Genomic DNA, 22,241 nt, shown 5'->3' with positions numbered 1-22,241 from the left:
ATCGGTTCAACTTCCTTATAAGTTAACTGTTGACCGTTAAGCGCCGAAAATCCCAGAAAAGACAAAATAACCACAAGGATTGAACGTTGATTTTTTTGCATCTGAATGGCAGCTTTTTAAAAAGCCATTTGGGGTTGGCAAAAAACAACTCTTTTACACAACCCCAAATGGAAGTTTTTATTCATAAATCACCGTATTCACGGATGGCAGGATCCCTATGGCATATCCCACCAAACCCTTCCGGTCATATCTGAAGGATCACCGAAACTCGCATCTTTCCGCATGTCGTCGATCGCTTTGGTTGCATTAGTGTAATTCAGATCACCGATAGACGGATAGGATACCAAATACCTGCGGGGCATGGCGCCAAAGGTACTGACATCTTCCAGGGGCATGATAACACCCGATGCGTTCGGATAACCGGTCCTTTTGATCAAGGCCCAGGTCTCGTTGGCATTAATATAAAAGTTCAGGTATTGCTGTACGCAAATTTGCTCCAATGCGTTTGCAGGATCATAGACTACGCCGGGCTGCGCCAGGTAAGTGGAGATCTCCGCAGGGTCCAAAGGAGAATAATCAGCCAATTGTGTGATCTTGCCCCAATTATCGTAATTGGTAATGGAGGCGGTGATCCCACTGTAATACAATTGGTCCGCGGTAAGGGGATCGCTGCTAAGTCCTCTTGCTACTAATTCTGCACGCATCAAACAGACATCCGCATAAGTGATCACCGGGAATACATTGTTGCCGTTTCCGGATGAATAGGCCGCATACGTCAACCTGGGCTGGATGACGGAGGGATAGGTGACGGTTTGAGGTTGCCCGTTGAAACTAAATTTAAGTTGATTGAAATAATAATTCTTGGAGGGGTCCTGTGAGGCCGCAGGGGACGCATATTGCCCTCTGTATACATGTCCGTCCCAGGTCAGCGAAGCAGGGAGCGCTCCCTGGGCTTTAGCCGAATCGAATATGGCCTGGGAACTGATACCACTCTTCTGATAAAAGATGCGGGTACGGGGATCCATCGTATTCCACATAAAATTGACCGTATTAAATGCCCCGGAATAATTGCCCTGGCCAACCGGGTTGGAATTACCGCCATTCCCAATCTTATCTGTGGTAGTTCCGGCATAGAGTATCCAATCATCCGCTATGGAAGCGATCAGGCCTACCTTGTCGTTTAATACCTCATTGGCTATGGAGGTCAATTTGGAAGGATTCCTTTTCATCAGCCTCATCGCCATCTTTAACCGAAGGCTATTGGCCGCCTTGATCCAATGATTAATATCTCCCTGAAAATAAACATCGTTATTAAGCGGGCTGACCTGTGTTACTCCCGGAGAAGATTCCAATACGGCTACTGCAGCTTTTAGCTGAGTATCTAATGTATCGAACAAAGCTTCCTGGGGATCATATACCGGGGTGAGCAAGGGCGGAATGGTATATCTGGCCTTAAATGCCTGCGTATAAGGCATACTCCCATTGGCATCGGATACAAAAAAAGCATAGTAGGCGAATGGGATCGTAGTAATAGCTCTTAAAAATTGATTTTGAGCCCTCTTGTCATCAGGCATATTATCGATAATATGAAGCACATCTGCCAGGTTATACCCAACACCGCCATAAAAATTGCCCCACCGGTTATTGATATTGCCGCCGGAAGTTTGAAAAGTTGCCGTATTGCCCGTGGTGAAAACATATTGCTGGGTCCAGGGTTTTATATTCCTGATAAAATCATAGAATACCTCGAAATCATTATTATGGATGGACAGTTCGCCTGGCGTAAGTTCCGTTTTCGGATCAATGGTCAATACTGCGTCCGGGTCGGTATTCAATTTGGCAAAATCTGTCTTTTTACACGAAAAAATGGTCATTAGCAATAATCCAAAAAAAGCATACCTGTACTTAAAATTTATTACCGTATACATAATTCTTTTTTTAATGGTAAAATTGTTTGGGATAATTAAAAGTTGGTATTCAGGGTGAACCCATAGCTCCGCACATAAGGCACGCCCCCTTCCTCAAAGGCGTTACCGGCGCCTGTGTCATTCTGGTTCTCGGGATTGATATGATCCGGTGCGCTATTGTACAGGTATACCAAATTCCTGCCCACTAAAGAAACTCTTAAATTGTTCAATTTTATTTTCCTGGTTAAGGAGGAAGGGAGATCGTATCCAAAGGTCACTTGCCTTAAGGAAACCCATGAATTCGTGAATACGCCTGCTTCACGGATCCCTCTGCTCCAGCTATAGGTCTTGACATAATAATCTGCGGCATTAACCGGGGTAACATAACCTTGTTTATAAGCCTGAGAAAAAGTCATACCCGATACGTCATGGTTAGCACCATCCGTACCAACGCTGATCGAACCAGCCTGGAATATCCCGTTTAAAGCAATACCATCATTCCTGGGATCTGTTCCCAAGGGGAAACCCAGGTATTGCGAATTGGCATTCGTCGGCGTAAAGGTCAGCCCGCCATGTGCAGCATCTCTGCCAAACAAGGAACTTTTTATATTCCCGCTCTGCTTGCCATAGAACTCGGTGGTAGAATATTCGAGACCGCCGAACCGGGCATCGATAAATATCCCCAGAGAGAAGCCTTTATACGTGAAGGTATTGTTCCAGCTCCCCAGGAATTTGGGTTGAATGGAACCAAGCACAGGTTCACGGGAAGCCGGATCGGACCCGTAACTCCCTGCCCTGACATAAAAAGCCTGTGTGCCATTTCCGCCCATGCCCAGCACATGTTGTCCGTTAAGAGGGCTGGCCGTATTATTACCACTGCCATCTTTTGCCTGGTAACGAGCATATCCGTAAGAGGCAACCAACAATCCATATTCACCACCCTTGGTGGCGATGGTCCGTATCCCGTCTTCTCCGTTTAATCCCACATTATCAGTTCCGAAAGGGAGGTCAAGCACCGTATTACGGTTATGGGTATAATTAAACCGGCTGAACCAGGAAAAATCCCTGGTTTGTAGGGGCGTGCCGTATACCGACAGTTCAATACCCCGGTTACGTACTAAGCCCCCATTCAGCAAGGCCTTATTTACACCGGAAGTACTTGGTACCGTGAATTGAATGATTTGATGCTTTGTATCCTGTGTGTATACGGCGATATCGGCCCCGAGTCGGTTATGAAATAACTTGAAATCAAGACCGGCTTCTATCTTGGACCCCTGTTCCGGGACCAGCGACTGGTTGCCCAGGGTCTGGGAGGAATAAGAGTATTGATTGACCGAACTTCCTGAATAAGGAGTGTATACGCTACCTGCCCCGTAACTTCCGGTATTCGCAGTATAGGAGTCCGTGCCATTACCTGTCTGTGCATAAGACAGTCTCAGTTTTCCATAGTTAACAAACTTTGGTAAATGCTGGAACGACTCGGTGAACACCCAGGCCACATCGGCGCCCCCGTAAAAATAAGAGTACTTCCCATGTCCATCGTTGTAGACCAGGGAAGAATTCCAGTCATTCCTGCCGTATAGATTAAGATATAAAAAACTTCTATAGTCGACGCTGGCCTGGAAGTAGGCCGAACTAAGCCGGGATTTATTCGGTTTTTCATCAGGATTATTACTAGAGACAGAAGCAGGAGACCTGGAATTTGAGAGCCTGTATACATCCGGCAAAACGCCGCCATTGGTATTATATGTGGCTGCCGACTGCCCTGAGGTGAATACTTCCCCTCCCACATGGAGAGCTGTATTAAAATCGTAGATCCTTTTGATAAATCCAAGGTCGCCTCTGTATCGGGCCTGTAATAAATTATGGAATGATCCTGAATATTTTGGATTGCCGAATCCGGGATCCTGGCCCCTTTCATCTTTCTCGTTGGTTCTATCGTAAAGGTTCAGGCTGGCATTACCCTGGAAGACCAGCCAGGGAAGAATATTGGCCGTCACATCGACACCTGCCCGTAAGTTATTTTCTGATTGGAAGGCTTTATTTTCATACAAGGGGTAAAAGATGGTCTGCGAGATGTTCGTTCCATCTGCAGCATAAAGGGTTGGGCCTCCGTTAACAGGATCTATATAATGGGTCGACCAATATTTCGCATCCCAATTTCGGGCGCCACTATACCCAAACTGATACATAGGGCTGCTCCCTCCCTGTTGGGCAGGATTCAGGTTATAAGAATGAACATAGCTTGCATTTCCATCCAACAACAATATTTTCCCTATACGGTGGGTGCCCCGTAGCGTAAAGCTATTCCGGTCAAATTTATTATTGGGCAAGACAGTATTGGAACCCAGCCTGGAATAAGACATACGGAAAGTGCTCGTCTCATTACCTCCGGACAGGGCAAGATTCGTATTGGAAGTCTGGCCTGTCCGATACAAGTCCAGGAGATCGTTGGGTCTTGGATCATTTTTCCTCGTCAGACCCGTATTATCCAGAAAGAGCTGCCCCGTCATTGCCGGTCCATAGCTGATACCGTTATCCGATTGATTGATCATTAACTGACCCTGCGGACCTGTACTCCAATCGGTTGCAAACAAACCTGCTCCGTATACATTCTGGAAATCGGTCGTTTTGTAGGCCTTATCGAATAACAGGTTCTGAGATAAGGAGACCCCGATTCCTTTCTGGGCCGATCCTTTTTTTGTTTTTATAAGAAGCACTCCATTATTAGCCCGGCTGCCATACAAGGCGGTTACGGCGCCCCCTTTTAATACACTGATGGATTCTATATCGTCAGGATTCAGGTCTTTCAGGATGTTTCCAAAATCCGTATTGGCCCCCTCATTATGCCCTACGGATTGTTCGTCCAGGATCATCCCGTCTACTACGATCAGTGGGGTATTTTTATAGGTGAGTAACGAATTGGCCCCCCTGAGTAACAATTTTGGAGAAGAAGCCGCCCCTGCTACGCCCGGCTGCACCTGCAGGCCGGTAACCATTCCCTGTAGCGCGTTAATGGGATTTATCTGCGCTGTTTTGCGAATCTCATCCCCCGTGATCTGTGTAACGGAATAACCCAGTGATCTTTTGTTCCGGCTTTCACCAAACCCGGTGATCACCACTTCATTTAGTTCCCTGGGATTATTGAATAGGGTGACCGTCAAAAAGCCAGCCGTACCGGCCGCCATTTCTTTCGATATATAACCTATACTGGTAAAAAGAAGTATCGAGTTGGAGGAGGGTACGGAAAGTTTAAATTTTCCTTCTACATCGGTGAGACCTTGTATTCTGGTGTTTCTTACAATTATGGTAACACCCGGCAGCGGTCTGCCTAAAGAATCAGTGACCATTCCAATTATAATTATCGGGGGAGCTAATATTTCATTCTTTGCGGTTTCCCGTTGTTTGATGATCACCGTTTTTTCCACGATGCTATACACCAGGGGCTGATCTTTGAAACAAAGCGCTAAGACCTCCTCGATAGAAGCTCCCTTGGTTTCAATATTTACTTTTTTTGCGTTTTGCACCCCCTCTTTTGTGTAGAGGAACAGGTAATCCGTCTGTTTCCGGATTTCCCGGAATATTTTTTCTAAGGAGGCGTTTCGTTCATTTAGGGTTACTTTTTGCGTGTATCCCTTTTTTGCATTTACCTGTAAACAGGCTAGAAGTAATAATGGGATGGTTAATTTCATAACCTGTGTAGTTTTGGCAAGTAATTCCGCCCCATAGCGGTCCTTACAAAAGGAAAATTTCATACTTTTGCTGTGTTTGGGTTAAAAAATAAGCAGTTACCAGATTGCCTTACAGGTTAACCTAAAATGGGGTGGCTGAAAATTCAGACACCTTTCACCGGATTCCGTTCGCTCCGGAATCCGGCTTTTTTAGACTCACCACGATTTTTATCTTAGTTTTTCATCTTTATTCTTTTAGGGATTCACCATGACCTGTTTGTCCCCGATCTTAAAATGTACACTTCCCGTCAACTCCAGCATGGAAAAGACCTTTGATACGTTTACCGTTCGCGATATATTTCCATTGAAATGTTGCGTAACCTTTCCCTCGTATTTTACCTCTATATTGTACCATCTTGCTATTTGCCGCATAACCGTTTGAATGTCAGCATCGTTAAAAGAAAATAGATTATTCTTCCAGGCAATGATATCCTCGACATCCACATCGTCGACAAGAGTGAGCACGCCGCCTGGAGTAAACCTGGCTTGCTGTCCTGGCTTCAGCGTTTCCGAGTTGTTGCCTTTGCTGATCTTTACCCCCCCTTCTACTAAGGTAGTATTTACTTCCCCCTCCTCTCCATAAGCCATTATATTAAATTGGGTGCCCAGTACGCGCACTTCCGCGCCGTTCACCCTGACGATAAAAGGCATCGTTGGATTTTTTTCTACTTCAAAATAGGCCTCACCCGTAACGTCCACGCTCCTTTCCCTGCCCGCAAAAGCAGTGGGATAATGCAAGGAAGAGGCGGCGTTCAGCCATACCCTGGTCCCATCCGATAAAGTGACCTTATACTGGCCTCCACGCGGAGTAGTAAGCGTATTGTACGTGATTGCTGTCGTACTGGCGGATGCCTCAGTTCCTTCCCTACTATCTCCTCCTTTATAAGTAAGCAGTCCCCCCTCGTGTTTAATTATTCGGATATCCCCTTGTTTGGTGATCGCCCCGCCTTTAGCAGTGTCCAAAACAATCTGTTCCCCATTTGCCAGTGTCAGCACGGCTTTATTCGTTCCCGGCGAGATATCTTTAAGGGGTGAAGGGGATTGGAGTGCCAGATCCGCTGGCACTTCTGCCCTAACATGCAGCTTGAGATACCCGGTAATACAAACAACGACCAAAAGAGAGGCTGCGGCTATCCACCGCAAGCGTCTACCAGCTATTCTTATAAGAGGAATTTCCGGGGACCGGTCCTGGTGCAAGGGCTGCACCGAAGGAATAATCCTTTCCAGCAATTCTTCCTTTATCTTATTCAGGTCTTCCTGTTGGGGTAGTTTCTTTTCCTGGGAGGAAAGGTGAGAATAGTATTCCTCCAATAATAAGCGTTCTTCCGGAGTAGCAGTTCCGGACAAATATTTGTCAATAATCCTTATAAAATCTTCTTTCCTCATGAGGTTATATTTATTATAGTACCCGAAAAGATGCCTTACCCTACGAAAAAAGAAAAATATTTAAAAAATCCGTTGCAGCCAGCTTAACAGGAGGGGGAAGAAAAAGAAAATAGCAGATTTGCCCAGATTTACCCGAAGGTATTTTAGCGACCGGGACATCTTTTTCTCCACGGTTTTGACGGATATATTGAGCTGTTGGGCGATCTGGTTGTAGGAAAGATTCTGATCACGACTTAACAGAAAGGCCTGACGGCAGTCCTCCGGCAGGGATTGGATCAAATCTGCGACTAAATGCTGCAATTCTTTGAACAGCAAATGATTCTCGATTATAATTTCATTGGATGCCATGGCCAGGCGGCGGTGGAAATCAGCACTGGTCTTACCGGAACGGATAGCTTTAAACACCTGGAAACGAACAGCTTGTTGTAAATAGGCCCTGGGATGCTGAATGTCCAGATGGGCCTTGTTCTGCCAAAGACTGGTAAATACCTCCTGCACGATATCCTTGGCGCCTTCAGGAGTGCGGAGAACATTCCTGGCAGCTATATATAAAGGCTTCCAATGCCTGTTGTATAACTCGGTAAATGCAGCCACATCTCCTTGCTTCATCAGCATAAGCAGCCCAAGGTCATTTTGTAGAGAGAGATCCATGTTTTGGTTCAACTTATACCAAGGTATAAAAAATCCTGCATTCCCGGCAAGAGTGGATAAAGATATTTTGCTAAAATAGTATCATTAAATCAGGCTCAATACCTATAGATTTGTCGGCGATGGCCATGCCGGTAAGAAAAATAAAGAAATATCAATACGCATTCCTGATCTTATCAGTCCTCCTTTATTTAGGTAACCTGACCTGTACTTCGCTAAATGATCCCGGAAAAAAGGCCGCCATTACGGATACTAATGGAAAGGAGTTTTCCGGATCCGCCGCCTGCAAATCCTGTCACGAGGAAATTTATAAGACCCATATCGGGACCGCCCATTACCGGGATTCCAGGGTTGCATCCAGGGAATATATCCGGGGAAGTATGGACAGTGGACGGAACCGGGTAGTATACACGGATGGGACGGAAGTCTTGATGGAAAAAGAAAATGAACGTTTTTTTCAAACCTCCTTTAAATCAGGAAAAAAGAGCCAACGGGAGCCCTTTGACATGGTGATCGGTTCGGGCCGCAAAGGACAAACCTATTTGTATTGGAACGGTAGGGAACTATTTCAATTGCCTGTTTCGTATTTTACTCCGGAAGACAGTTGGTGCAACAGCCCGGGGTACCCTATTAACAAGCCATTTTTTGACAGACGGGTGCCTTCATATTGCATGGAATGCCATAGCACCTATGTGCGGATAGCCCAGTCAAGCATGTCGGACTACGAGAACTCCTTTGACAAAAACAAGATCCTGTATGGGATCGATTGTGAGAAATGTCATGGACCGGGAGCGGAACATGTGGCTTTTCACAAAGCCAATCCCGGGGAAAAGACGGGCAGATATATTATCAATACCCATCTTCTAACCAGGCAGCAAAGGCTGGATGCCTGTGGCCTTTGTCATTCCGGATCAAGATACCGCCTGCGACCTGCATTCAGTTTCAGAGCAGGGGATACACTGGATAAATTTTCCTCCGCCAAATACAGTCCTGACAGTGTATCCACCCTGGATGTCCATGGCAATCAATATGGTCTGCTAACTTCCAGCCGCTGTTTCCTGCAATCGAAGATGGATTGTTCCACCTGTCACAACCCTCATGCCAATGAAGCAGGCAATCCCCAATTATTCTCCCAACGATGTATGAACTGCCACACCGAAGCCGCTCATAATACCTGCACCTTAAAGGACGTTCCTGGTCCTGTACTTGCCAATAACTGTATCGATTGCCATATGCCTTCTCTTTCTTCCCAAAAGATCGTCCTTACCCTCGCCAATCGATCCAACCCCAGTCAATCCATTTCCAATCTCGTGCGGACGCATCATATCGCCATCTATCCGCAGCAGACGAAGGCATTTTTGGAGAAGTTGAAAAACGGGATGCACAAGACGGCTTTTTGATTTTTGCTTAGCCTGGCAGGGGTGGGTATAAAAATTTGACTGATTTTTCTCATCATCTAAGGCAATAGCCGAGCATTGTACTATTATCATCCGAGCCATTATCGACTTCAGTGACTACTCGAAAAAAATGTCAAATTTTTATACCCACCCCTGCCATAACCCTGCGCAAGATTTCAGCTTTTTTAAAGAAATAACTTTACGCCTGAACTTGAAGAAGTGAAGAAAAAGCTTTGACTATCATAAAATGAACGGAGGAAATGAAGAGCTTCGTCGAAGCATCGTTCCTCGCTTCTACTCGCCCGCAACTTTCGCTTCGCTCAGTTGTGTTCGAGCGGATTCAACTGCTCATATTGGTTTGGGCGAACGATTTTATCTATGCTGGGCCATTCATTTGTTGATGAGATAACCGAGCATAGCGAAGGTTACGGGCGAGGCCTCAACAGTGTTGAGACCGAAGGCCCAGTCAAATTTTAGCATATCCCTGTCAAAAGCATCAAAGCCCATAACCAACAGAAAATCTTATAGAGAAGGCATAAGGTACAAATTACCGCATCTTTACTTCCCGAGTCTTCCCCTTACTATCCGTGATCATCACGCTAACCATATTATCGTCCACTAAGATGAAACGGGCGGATTGGGACAGAAAGGAGGCGCCATAATAAAATTCTTCTTTCCGGCTCTTTCCGTCCTTCATACGGATCAGGGCACTGACATCTTCCTGCCCGGCAGCTATGGTCCTTCTTTGTTTGTTCAGCGTATATACTTTCAGCGCTTCTTTGTTCTGGCTGCCAGCCACCAGGTAATTGCCCGAGGCTCCCCTTAATTTTACCAGGGCCTTCCCATTGCCGGGGATACAGATCCCGCTTTGAAGGATGGATTGCGGATGGAAACCACCTGCTCCATCACCTTTTAATAAAAGACCATTGAGGGCATCATACCGACCAATCCCCACTTCCGTTCCATAATCATTTCCATTGATCAAAACATCCAGGTTTCCATCACCGTCAAAGTCATCCACTACCATTCCGTTGATCACCGAGACCTGGGCTTCATTCGGCAAAGGGATCATGGTAAATTTCCCACCACCATCATTACGTAAAAAACAGGATTGCAGCATAGTGGCTTTTAAACGTATTGCCCCTTGTTCTTGTTCCGGTGTCAATAAATCGTTCATGGTGGCCAGGGCAAATGGTTTGTACGTATCGAACCTCTTTTTCAACACAGGCAACTGCCGGGCAATATCGTCCCTCCCCTGCGCAGGAAATTCTTTTTTCACGCCATGCTGATCCGGCAGGAACAAGGAGGTTATGCCGATATAACCACCGGTATTATCAAAATCTTTGGCCGTTATGTACACCGGATATTGTTCGCTTGCTTTATATAAGGTGTTCAATCCGGTATTACCGACTATATAATCCGTCCGGCCGGTATGCCGGAAATCGCCGGCAATAATAGAATTCCACCAGCCTGTCTGACCGGCTATCCCCGAAGCGGAGGTTACATTTTTGAATTTTCCGTTTAGATTTTTAAAAAAGGTTACGGCCATCCATTCTCCGACAACGATCAGATCGGTCTGGCCATCGCCGTCAAAATCGGTGAACAGGGCATCGCAGATCATTCCGATATTTTTTAGTTCCGGTGCCAACTCCTCAGTTATATCGGTAAATCTGACCTTCCCTTTTTCGGAGTCGTTGCGGAAGAAAAAGCAGCTCACGGGTTTGGGATATTTCCAGGGTTCCATACGACCGGATACGAATAGATCCGGTTTCCCGTCCTTGTTAAAATCCATTGCCCGTACACAGAACTTACTGGTAAAATTAACCGGCAATGCCAGGGAGTCCCTGGTAAAATTTCCATGGCCCTCGTTGATATACAACCTGTCCAGGTAATTCTGACTGCCCCCCTTTAACTCATATCCGCCACTGGCAATATACACATCCGTCCGGCCATCTCCGTTCGCATCAAAAAGCAATATTCCTTCATCCTTGGTGGTATTGGGTTTAAATTCCGAACCCGGCAAAAATTCCTTTTCCAGGAAATGACCATCCTTCTGTTGGAGCAATACACGTGTACCATAGACACCATTACCCCCAATAATCAGATCATCCGTCCCATTGCCGTCCAGATCGCCTGCGGCGACGGCTGGACAATATTCCGATAGTTTGTGCGGCAACAAATGCTGAACGTCGAAATCGATAAAGTCATAATCATGATGCCGGTACGTGATCCCCAATGCCTGGGTTACTTCTTTGAAAAGGGCATTAGCCGCAATGACAGGACCCTTCACTGAATAATCCTCTTTCGCATCAGCCAGACTGACGGAGATTACCTGATCCGCCTTTATATCTTTTAAGGTCTGTTGTTTGCCATTGTACCATTTAATTACTACTGAATCCACAAGCGAAGTCCGGTTCAGGCCAAAATGTGCTATCCCTTCCATAGAAGACAAATACCCCCTGTAAGGATTATTCTCATAAGCCTGCTGTTTGTCATGATCATAATAAATATTGGCCAGGGCACCGATCCCATTTGTATTTCGTTGATCGCCTTTGAATTTTATCTTCAGGAAATGGGTACGCAATGTATCCTTTTCCAGTGAGGTATTTCTTTCCCGTGAGGCTTCCTTTTCCAGCGAGGTATTCCGGTAAAGCAAAGCCTCGTCATTGATATTGTTGATCACCATATCCATCGCTCCGTCATTGTCAAAATCAGCATAAGCAACCCCATTGGAAAAAGTCGGCACCGTTAATCCCCAGGCCGCCGTTTCATCGCTGAAGGTCAGATCTCCCTTATTTCTAAAGCCATAGTTATGCAATTTTACTTTTGGTATCCGTTTCAGGATCTCGCTTTTTGCGGTAACCCCTTTTGCCTGGTCACGGTAGGTCATAAAATCGTGATCGGACACGTCACGGGGAAATCCGTTCGTAACAACTATATCGCGGTATCCGTCATTATCAAAATCAGCCACTAAAGGACTCCAGCTCCAATCTGTCTGCGCCACACCACTCATAAAAGCTATCTCGCTGAAAATGGGATCCCCGATGGAGTCATTCTCCCCGATCCGTGATCCCTGATTTAGCTGCAGGGTATTGCGCACATACTGATAATGGTAACCATAGAAATCGAAGTTCTGATACGTGAGATAACTATTGGAAGCCAGCATCATTTTTTTCCGGTAATTATCCTCGGGATTCATATCCAGTTCTATCACATCCGGAAGGCCGTCATTATTAATATCCACGATATCCTGCCCCATCGAATTGTAGGACGTATGTTTGAAGTACTCTTTTAGTTTATTGGTAAAGGTGCCGTCATGATTATTGATGTAAAGGATATTGCTCGATACGAAGTCGTCAGAAATATAAATATCCTTCCATCCGTCGTGGTTGATATCACAAATAGTTGCCGCATGACCGTAACCATCATATTTTATACCCGCCTCCTTCGAAACATCCTTAAACAAAGAATGCCCCGACAGACTGTCCCAATCGTTACGGTACAACCTTCCGAAGCTGGGGTTTCCATTTTTATTATTGCGCTGCAAAAATACGGAGGGATTCGTTCCGTTAGAAGCTTCATTGACGGTCAGGTACATATCCAAATCCCCGTCGTTATCATAATCAAAAAAGCTGGCCATCGTGGACTGTACATTGATATCCAATCCGTAAGCAGTGGCCATGTCCTTAAAATGCGGAATGCCTTCTTTATCCAACCCCTGGTTGATATATAATATATTCCGGCGTTGCAGCGGATCTTTCAGGATGGTATTACAAATATAGATATCCATCAGCCCGTCATTATTGATGTCGATGACCGATATCCCTCTCTCCCATCTGCCCAATCCTTCGACACCGGCCTTTTCAGTGATATCTTCAAATTTAAAATCGCCCCTGTTCAGATATAGCCGGCCGGGAACCATATTTCCGCCGAAATAAATATCGGATAACCCATCGTTGTTAAAATCCCCGATACCGACCCCTCCTCCATTATAGACATTCACCACATCCAGCGGATTGACCGAATCGTTCTCCGTGATCTTGTTATTAAAGGTGATACCGGAATGAGAAGAAGAGATCTTCTCGAATAAAGTGCGGGGAGGTGAACCTTTGCATGCGACTAAAAAACATACCGGCAACAGGAAAGAAAGGAGATTGAAGAGAGGGTCGCGGCTATAGAAAGATACTTTCATCCGTTCGTTTTTATTTTTTTCGGTACGTGTTGCACTTCCAGGTTCAGAACAGCCAAATGCAAGGTAACTCTAAAAAGGGAAATGAAGGCCTTGTATACAAAGCCTTCATTTCAAAAAATTTATTTCAATTGCATTAAACAACTATTAAGTCAACTCTGTTGCATCAGGGTTCGCCATGATGGCTGTTCCGCGACGCAAAGATGGCTGTTCAGCAACGCATAGATGATACAAAAGCGGTGCGACACCTTTAAAAGAATAGCACCGCTTTTGTATCAATAGTTAGGGTTCTGTTTTAATGACGGGTTAAGTGCAATGGCCGACTGTGGAATAGGCAGCAGGTCATGACCTGCCGGTATAGCAACCCCAAATGTATTTTGAATATAGGCGATATGCAGATCTGTTCTGCGGAGATTGTACCATAAGGACATATCTCCTGACAGCTCGTGCCGGTATTCATTCAACATGATTTGCATAAAATCGGGTCCAAACGGAGAGGGAGGTGCCGCTCCGCCGAAAGCCCTGTTCCTGATGACGGCCAGGGAGGCATCCGCACCCGGCTGATCGCCACTCTTGGATTGCGCCTCTGCCAGGCTGAGATAGATTTCTCCCAATCGCAACATGGTTACATTCTGATCCCCGAAAATATGATTCTTCTTATCGGCAGCACTGGCAGTATTACCACTGACATTCGGATCACGCCAGAATTTCATTCCATAATACCCGGACCGTGGCTGACCGGGCTGATCACCCGTCCACAGATCCCCTGTTTTACCGCAGGTATTCATTATTTTCCCGTCGGTACCGGTAAAATGGGAGGCGGGCAGGGAAAGCTTACCGTTAAATCCGGAAATCACCTGCGCATAGGCCTTGATCCCTCCAATGGCAACAATCCCGGGACTGGCGATCGTATCATCGGGTCCGATCACCGTTGCCGCCTTGCGGGTATCACCGGGCTCAAATGAAGTGTACAATAATTTATTGGCATAGGTATACCCAAAGTTCGACGTTTCCCAGGGCCACATAAAGGAGGACATCCAGGTCACCTCGTTGTTGTTATAGCTCCAATCCGGTGTGGATCCTCCGGGGAGGGCAAACTGCAGTTCAAAGATCGATTCGGAATTATTCTGGTGATTATATTCATGAATGTCCATGAATTTTGGGATCAGCGAGTAATGCGGAAGAATTTGTTTGTAGGTTGCCGCCGCATCCGAATATTTTTTCAGCCACATCTGCGCATTACCCAGATAACCCAATGCTGCGCCTTTTGTCGCCCTTCCCAGGTCAGCTGCCGCCAGATTTTCCGGCCAGGGTAATAAACCTGCAGCAATAGTCATATCGGACACCACCTGCATAAATACGGAATCCTGGCTGCTCTTCGGATGGAGGCCGTTGGTCACAACCTTCAACTCCAACGGAACACCACCAAACGTAGAGGCCAGGTAATAGTAATAGACACCACGTAAAAAATAAGTCTGACCCGTTAAAAAATTAGCCAGAGAATCGGTTATTACGCCGTCGGTGTGCATTTTGGCAATAATCGGTATAGCAGCATTGGCCCTTCCGATCCCCTGGTAAGAAAGCTGCCAATAGGCTTTAAGCGATCCGAAATCTACCGGGAACAGGTAAGTATTATAAGACACATCCGCTCCCCAGTTGAAAAAATCCTGGGATGTGTAATTCGCATTGTACCAAAGTGCTTTTAGGACAAAGCTCTGATTGTCGTGCTGAAAACCATCATAAATGGCATTCACCAGGCTTATCCCATCCTGTGGGGTATGGAAAAGGGACGATTCACTGACTGCTGCTGTATTTTTTTGATTCAGGAAATTTTTTGAACAGGCGAGGCCAAACACCAGAAAGACCAGGACAATTATATAAATATTTTTTTTACTTTTCATATCTCTTTTTTTAGGACTTCTTGTATTTAATTAAAACGTCACATTTAATCCGAACGTATAGAATTTTGACGAAGGATAAGTGCCTACATCTATTCCGGAAGCCGTTACATTACGATAGGTGGTATTATTTTTATCATTTACGTCCGTCCCCTGCGGTAATCCTATCTCCGGATCAAGCCCGCTGTATTTGGTAATCGTGAAAAGATTCTGTCCCGTAAAATAAACCCTGATCTTAAGCGGAGAAGCTCCTGTGGATATTTTCAAAGGCAAGGTATAACCTAAAGTCAGATTCCGCAGACGTATATAACTGCCATTTTCCACATACACATCGGATGGACGGGTATTGGCATTAAATTCATTCGCTGTTATGAGCGCATACCGGTTAGACCCATTTGCCGAAGTCCAAGCGTTATCGTAATACTTCTTGCCGATATTTTCAATCCCCACGGATCCTGTAGAACTTCCAAAACTTTCCAGGGTTCTTTCCTGGTAATTGAAGATCTTGTTTCCGTAAGTGCCATAAAAGAATAGACTAAAATCCCAAGCCTTATAGGAACCATCGAAAGTCACCCCCCCAAAAAATTTGGGAAGCGGGCTCCCCAAGGCGACCTGGTCGTCTGCGGTAATCCGGCCATCTTTGTTAACATCGACAAACTTACGGTCACCGGGAATAGCACTTTTACCAGGGCCATTTGTAGGCTGATAATTGTTGCCGGCACCATATTTGGCCTGACTTATGGCATTCAGGGCATCGATCTCTTTTTGGTTTTGGAAGATTCCGGCGGATTTGTACCCATAAAATTCTCCGATAGGGCCACCTACGTTCGACTGGCTATACTGTCCCCAGTTATTGCTGCCGGTTTGGGAAAAGCCGAGATCTGCCAGATTGGGTACAGAGGTCACGCCATCGGCCAGGCTTAACAGTTTGTTATTGACTGTTGTCAAATTAAACCCGATATTATAATGAAAGGCCCCGGAGGAATGTGCATAGGCTATCGCAAATTCCACTCCGCTGTTTGAGACACTGCCCACATTCCTTTGGGCATGTGTAAATCCGGACTGATAGGATACGGGGATATCCAATAAGAAATCCCTGGATTTCTTTTTATAATAATCGACGGTCAGAGTCAGGCTGCCATTTAAAAATGCTGCGTCCATGCCTATATCCGTCTGGTCGGAAGTCTCCCATTTCAGATTGGGGTTAGGCAAGGCCTGTAACACCAGACCGGGTTGATACACTTTATTAAAAGGGTAACCATTGTTCCCACCGTCTCCGGCGCCCGGACCGGACGTATACTGGGATAAGAATTTAAAATTTCCTGCATTGATCTGGCTGCCTACCTGGCCATAACCAGCCCTGAATTTCAGATCGGATAAGAAGTTAACATTTTTCAAAAAAGATTCTTCTTTGGCTTTCCAGGCAATGGACCCGGAAGGGAAAACACCATATTGATGGTCCTGGCCAAAACGGGATGATCCATCCCTTCGAACCGTACCGGTAACAAAGTACTTTCCTTTATAATTGTAGGCCAACCTGCCGAATTGGGAGACAAGGGTATTGGTCACCTGGTCGCCATAAATCTTTGTTATGGCGGGAAGATCCCGCAGATCCCTTAATACATCGCTCACCAGGTTGTTCCCCTGAGCGCCGATCTGCCGGAAAGTATTATCCTGTGCAGAGTAACCACCTAAAAGATCGATGGTATGATCTCCGAAGGTCTTGGTATAGGCAATGGTGTTCTCCCAAAGCCATTCGAAAGTATTATTAGCTGATTGAGAATAGAAATTCAGGGTTGTCTGGGTCCCCGCTCCATATTGGGCAAGGGCGCGGGTATCGGAAGGGGTAAAATAGTATCCCGAATAATCGTTGGTGTTGATCCCGATATTTGTCTTCACTCTGAGCCCGGGAAGAATCGTTACCTCTAAAGAAGTAGATCCCAGAAAAAAATTGGTCAGATTTTTCTGATCCTGTGTTCCGATAGAATAAGCCGGCCCGTTGCCCCAGTTCCTGACGGCCTGGTTATTCGGGTTAAAGTAGCCGTAATTGCCATTCCCGTCCTGGATAAGGCTGGTACGCAGGTTGCCTCCGTCCAGCGTTGGCGGTAATTTGCTTAAATAACCTATCCCCGCAGTTGCTCCCTGACCACCGGTGGCAAAGGGAAGTTTCGTATCTCCCCGGCTATATTTAAAACTAGATTGGGATTTGAGCCATGTCGTAGGCGTATAATCCAGGTTAGCGCTTAAATTGGCTCTTTTAAAACTCGATCCCAATACGATACCCTTCTGATCGAAATAACCGGCAGAAAAAGCGGTTACCAGTTTATCACTGCCACCGCGAATGGCTACATTATAACTTTGCCTGAGACCTGTTTGAAAAATGGCCTGTTGCCAGTCGGCTTCGTGTAAGGTATCTGCATTCGCCCAGTTAGGCAGGGCGGTATATCCATCAATGGCAGCCTGCTTAAATGCAAGCGCCCCGAATTGCTGGGCATTTAATACTTTATAGATTTTGGGTCTTGTCTGAACAGACGTTGAGGCATCTACTGATACCTGAACGCCCCCTCTTTTTCCCCTTTTGGTAGTAATGATCACCACGCCATTAGATGCCCTGTTACCGTAAATGGCGGTGGCAGATGCATCTTTAAGGATATCTATCGAAGCAATATCGCTGGGATTAAGTGTATTGATACCACCCGTTACCGGGTAACCATCCACTACATATAAAGGGTCGTTCGATCCGAAACTACCGACCCCCCTTATCTGGACCTGTACGCCGCCCCCCGGAGCACCATCGTTATTGGTCACCTGCACACCCGGAGCTCTTCCCTGAAGCGCCTGATCCAGGGTAGTTACCGGAACTTTTGCGATCTGATCGGCCGTTACGCTGCTGATGGCCCCGGTCAGGTCTTTACGTTTTGTCGTACCATAACCGATCACCACGACTTCATCGAGCGCTTTATTATTGCGTACCAATTTCAAGTCCACAGTAGCCCGATCGCTAACGGCAAGCTCCTGAGTCGCATACCCTACGGTACTGAAACGCAGGGTGGCATTGGCAGGAACGGTTATAGAATAAGATCCGTCAGATGAGGTAACAGTTCCACCTTTGTTCCCTTTTATACTTACCGTCACACCCTGGAGAGGAGTTCCATCCTCTGCCTGCACTTTACCAGTGACCTTGCCGCTTTGTGCCAGAGCGGTAATATGCACAGCCCCTGTTAATAGAAGGACTAAGACCAACATTCTATTAACGGCTCTCAAACCAGACCTTATTACTTTATTCATTTTATTGGGTTTATTTTTATTTAAATGCGTAGACGTTTATTTTCCGGATGACTTCTCCTGCAATCAGGAAAAAGATCAGATGACTGATTTTTTTTCGGCAATGAATAAATGAACAGGGAACGTACAGGGGGTGTACCGGCTAATATTCGGATTGAACGCAGAGACAGAAACGACTCTCATAAGCAAGCAAGTTTAGTTAGGATAAAATTAGTGCATGTATACAGCCTCTTCCTAATACTTTTTTATCAGATATTACTCTGCACAAGTCACATCTATTAATAATCAGGCATCAAATTCCTCCCGCACTTATAAAAGTGTCGTATTGACATTAAGGGAATGACCTGAAAAGGTTTTAATTAAAAGCTAATGTTTCGTTGTTTTTATTTTTCCGGATAATAGAAACAAGCGTATTCAGGGATTGAGCCGAACTAAGGCCATCGGCAGGATTGTTTAATACATAGTCCAAAAGCCGGTCGATTGTTGAAACAGCCACATGTATCCGGGAATCGGATGAGGCATAATATATATAGACAGATCCGTCCTCATCTGCTATCCAGCCATTACTGAATACGACATTGGATACATCACCGATCCGCTCTTCCCCCTCGGGAGCAAGAAAATACCCTCCAGGTTTATGAGTTACCCGGGTAAGGTCTTTCAGATCCGTCATAAAAAGGTAGAGTACGTACCGCATCCCGGCTGCTGTATTACGTACCCCATGGGCCAGGTGCAACCATCCATATCCGGTTTTAAGCGGAGAAGGCCCTAAACCATTCTTGAGTTCATTGACGGTATGATAGATCCTTTCATCGATGATCCATTCCTTTTCGATGACAGCCGGGTCGATGGAAGGGGATAATCCAAATCCTATTCCCCCAACGCTGCCGGCTCCGATAAAACTGTCCTGCGGGCGGGTATAAAAGGCATACTGGCCATTTACCCATTCCGGATGGAGAACCACATTGCGTTGCTGGGGCGAGGGGGTTACCAGATCGGGCAACCGCTCCCATTCGACTAAATCCCGGGTACGGACAATTCCACATTGCGCGACAGCGGCCGTTTCATCTCCCACCTTTGCAGCCGGGTCTTTTCGCTCCGTACAGAACAGGCCGTATAACCATCCGTCCTCATGAAGCACGATACGCATATCGTAGATATTGGTGTCGGGCACATCGGTTTCGGGTATCTGAACCGGATAATCCCAGAACCGGAAATCATCTACCCCATTGGGGCTCTCACAAATAGCAAAAAAAGATTTCCGGTCGGTACCTTCCACCCGGACGATCAATAAATATTTATCCTTCCATTTTATGGCACCCGCATTAAATGCCGCATTGATGCCGAACCGTTCGATAAGGAAAGGATTTCTTTCTTTATCCAGGTCATAACGCCAGAACAATGGCGTGTGCTGTGCAGAAACAATCGGATAGCGGTAACGCACGTAGACACCGTTGCTCTCCGGCAAAGGTTCGTTCCTGCGCTGTAAAAGATGGGCGTGTTGTTCGTTTAAATTTTCAAGCCGGTCAGAAAAATATTTACCCATACAGGAGCAATTTAGGTAAGCCAAAACCGGGTGGAACCCAGTAGGATGAAATTGGTAAATAGTGCTTGCATATTATAATATTATTTTAATTAATTATAGGCAAATACCGACCAACGGACCAGAGGGAGAGTTGGCGGAGCAAAAGTCTCAAAAACAGGACAAAAATAACGCAATAGCCTATTTATCATATACTTATCGTCTATTTATCATTTATTTACCGACCATTTAAATAACCAGTAGGGTAGAACCTGCGAATTATTTTGAGAAAAACACCATGCTGAACTAGTACTTTATTCCGACTGAAGTGTTCTTAAAATAGAAGGTTCCAAAAATAGAAGTGTTCCAAAAATAGAAGTGTTCTTAAAATATACTAACCGAGGTCACATGATTAAATACAAACAAACAGACCTATGCAACCACCGGTAATTATCATGGCGGATGATCATCCTATGATGCGAAAGGCGATGAGACTTACTTTGGAATTCCATTTAGGATGTACTAACCTGGAAATGTGCGGTGTTCCAAGTTGTAACCAATTAATGAAGGAACTCCAAAAAAAGATATTTACGCATTTGATCCTGGATATAAATCTTTCGGATGGATGTTCACTGGAAATTCTGCCTAATATCCGAAGTCTTTATCCCAGGCTGCAAATCCTTGTTTTTTCCATGCAACCCGCAGTCATTTATGAAAAAGCCCTGAAACAGTATAATATAGATTTTTATGTTTCCAAGGAGCTTCCGGAAGAGGATGTCCTTAAATTACTTTGCCAGTTTCTTCACAATGAGCATCCCGCTCCGGCCAATTCCCAGAAGGACCACCGAAGCAATCCATTTTCCAGCTTATCTCCCCGGGAATTGGAGGTATTACATTATGTGCTCAAAGGCTGCGGATCCAATGAGATCGCCAGGACATTAAATTTAAAAATAACAACCATTTCCACCCACAAACGAGAGATCTTCAATAAGACCCAAACAATGAATTGGAGAAATTTAAGCGACCTGGCCAACTTATATAATTTCAAATAAATTTTGAATGTCAATTGGATTGGTTTAAAAAAATAACAGCCAGAAATAAAGGGCCTTCCGTAAATCGTCAAAGGTCTTCTTTATTTCTTTATACTTTTTATCACTTTTTTTTCAAAAGGTTAAATTGTATAATGTGTGTGTTTCAAAAAAAGGATAAAGACAGATTATTTTGAGCCCCTGTTTTCTCTGGAAAACGGGGGCTTTTTTGTGCGCTCTATTTTCCTCAAATTCAAAAATCAATGATTTTTTACAATTCCCCGGGCCCGGATAAACTGAATTTTGCTTAATAAAAAACGGTAAAATGAAAGTATCCGATCAATCTTTAACAAATTCAAAAAATGAAAAAAAAATGGAGAAAAAATTTCAGACGATACATGGACTTAAAATGGCCTATACCGAAGAAGGCAAAGGTGAACCGATCGTTTTTTTACATGGAAATCCCACCTCTTCCTATATATGGCGTAATATTATTCCCTATGTCCAGGATTTTGGACGTTGTATCGCTCCCGACCTGATGGGTATGGGAGATTCGGATAAATTCCCGGACAGCGCCTCTAATAACTTTAGTGAAAATCAAAAATATCTGGAAGCCCTGCTGGAATCTTTACAGATCAATAAGAACATCCTGTTTGTTGTACATGATTGGGGCTCCGCGCTGGCATTTGACTGGGCACGCCGGCATCCCGGTGCCGTCAGAGGGATCGTATATATGGAAGCCATCCTAAAACCCCGTACCTGGGCAGAAATCTCTCCAACGGCGCAAACGATATTCAAAAATCTACGCTCTGAAAAAGGGGAAGAAATGGTGTTGCAGCAGAATTCCTTTATAGAAGGCAATTTACCCAAAACAGTTCTCCGCCAATTATCGAAGGAAGAAATGGATGAATACCGGCGCCCTTTCCAGGAGACGGGGGAAGGACGGAGAGCGATGTTAAGCTGGGCCCGGCAGTTACCGATCGAAGGCCAGCCGGCAAACATAGAAAAAATAGTCAATGCCTATGGAGACTTTCTTTCCCATAGTACCATTCCCAAATTATTTATCGAGGGCAGCCCCGGGACCCTCTCAGAAAAGGATAAACTTTTTTGCAGAACATGGCCTAACCAGATCCATATAAAGGTAAAAGGTCATCATAATTTGCAGGAAGATTCACCGGACGAGATTGGAACAGCCATTTCCGTATGGATCCAGGGTCTTAACCCTACAGGAAGTTTGAAATAACAAAGGA

The 22,241-nt window shown here is 45.3% G+C and carries 11 protein-coding genes; 3 read left to right on the top strand and 8 right to left on the bottom strand.

What is annotated here, in order from left to right; translation table 11 throughout:
* Positions 1-215 precede the first annotated feature (215 nt).
* The 4 genes from ACX0G9_RS01790 to ACX0G9_RS01775 form a co-directional block, all read right to left on the bottom strand.
* Positions 216-1,928, bottom strand: coding sequence for a SusD/RagB family nutrient-binding outer membrane lipoprotein (locus ACX0G9_RS01790; protein WP_459063126.1), 1,713 nt, complete (start codon positions 1,926-1,928; stop codon positions 216-218).
* A 35-nt stretch (positions 1,929-1,963) separates the two neighbouring features.
* Positions 1,964-5,662: a SusC/RagA family TonB-linked outer membrane protein gene (locus ACX0G9_RS01785; RefSeq protein ID WP_459063125.1), complete on the bottom strand. Its 3,699-nt coding sequence runs from the start codon at positions 5,660-5,662 to the stop codon at positions 1,964-1,966.
* Positions 5,663-5,833: 171 nt separating this feature from the next.
* Positions 5,834-7,024, bottom strand: a complete 1,191-nt coding sequence (locus ACX0G9_RS01780) for a FecR family protein (RefSeq protein WP_459063124.1) — start codon at positions 7,022-7,024, stop codon at positions 5,834-5,836.
* Positions 7,025-7,084: 60 nt separating this feature from the next.
* On the bottom strand, positions 7,085-7,675 hold the full coding sequence (locus ACX0G9_RS01775; RefSeq protein WP_459063123.1) for an RNA polymerase sigma factor: 591 nt from the start codon (positions 7,673-7,675) through the stop codon (positions 7,085-7,087).
* A 125-nt stretch (positions 7,676-7,800) separates the two neighbouring features.
* Here ACX0G9_RS01775 and ACX0G9_RS01770 point away from each other — a divergent pair, with 125 nt between their 5' ends.
* Complete coding sequence (locus ACX0G9_RS01770) at positions 7,801-9,072, top strand: multiheme c-type cytochrome (protein WP_459063122.1); 1,272 nt, start codon at positions 7,801-7,803, stop codon at positions 9,070-9,072.
* A gap of 544 nt (positions 9,073-9,616) precedes the next feature.
* Here ACX0G9_RS01770 and ACX0G9_RS01765 read toward each other — a convergent pair.
* From ACX0G9_RS01765 to ACX0G9_RS01750, 4 genes are all read right to left on the bottom strand, one after another.
* Positions 9,617-13,261, bottom strand: coding sequence for a VCBS repeat-containing protein (locus ACX0G9_RS01765; RefSeq protein WP_459063121.1), 3,645 nt, complete (start codon positions 13,259-13,261; stop codon positions 9,617-9,619).
* A gap of 272 nt (positions 13,262-13,533) precedes the next feature.
* The gene (locus tag ACX0G9_RS01760; RefSeq protein WP_459063120.1) at positions 13,534-15,159 is read right to left on the bottom strand and encodes a RagB/SusD family nutrient uptake outer membrane protein; all 1,626 of its coding nucleotides are present in this window, start codon (positions 15,157-15,159) and stop codon (positions 13,534-13,536) included.
* Positions 15,160-15,189: 30 nt separating this feature from the next.
* Positions 15,190-18,444 carry a SusC/RagA family TonB-linked outer membrane protein gene (locus tag ACX0G9_RS01755; RefSeq protein WP_459063119.1) on the bottom strand — a complete coding sequence of 1,085 codons (3,255 nt, stop codon included), beginning with the start codon at positions 18,442-18,444 and terminating at the stop codon, positions 15,190-15,192.
* A gap of 352 nt (positions 18,445-18,796) precedes the next feature.
* Entirely contained in the window at positions 18,797-19,987 is a 1,191-nt protein-coding gene (locus ACX0G9_RS01750; RefSeq protein ID WP_459063118.1) for a glycoside hydrolase family 130 protein, read from the bottom strand.
* A 410-nt stretch (positions 19,988-20,397) separates the two neighbouring features.
* Between ACX0G9_RS01750 and ACX0G9_RS01745 the strand changes: the two genes are divergently transcribed.
* Positions 20,398-21,015, top strand: coding sequence for a LuxR C-terminal-related transcriptional regulator (locus tag ACX0G9_RS01745; RefSeq protein ID WP_459063117.1), 618 nt, complete (start codon positions 20,398-20,400; stop codon positions 21,013-21,015).
* Positions 21,016-21,316: 301 nt separating this feature from the next.
* Positions 21,317-22,234 (top strand): haloalkane dehalogenase, encoded by a 918-nt coding sequence (locus ACX0G9_RS01740; RefSeq protein ID WP_459063116.1) that lies wholly within the window; start codon positions 21,317-21,319, stop codon positions 22,232-22,234.
* Positions 22,235-22,241: the final 7 nt, after the last annotated feature.

This window comes from Flavitalea flava (assembly GCF_054461575.1).
The sequence above is the reverse complement of the archived record's forward strand: the minus strand, read 5'-3'. Positions and strand labels throughout refer to the sequence as shown.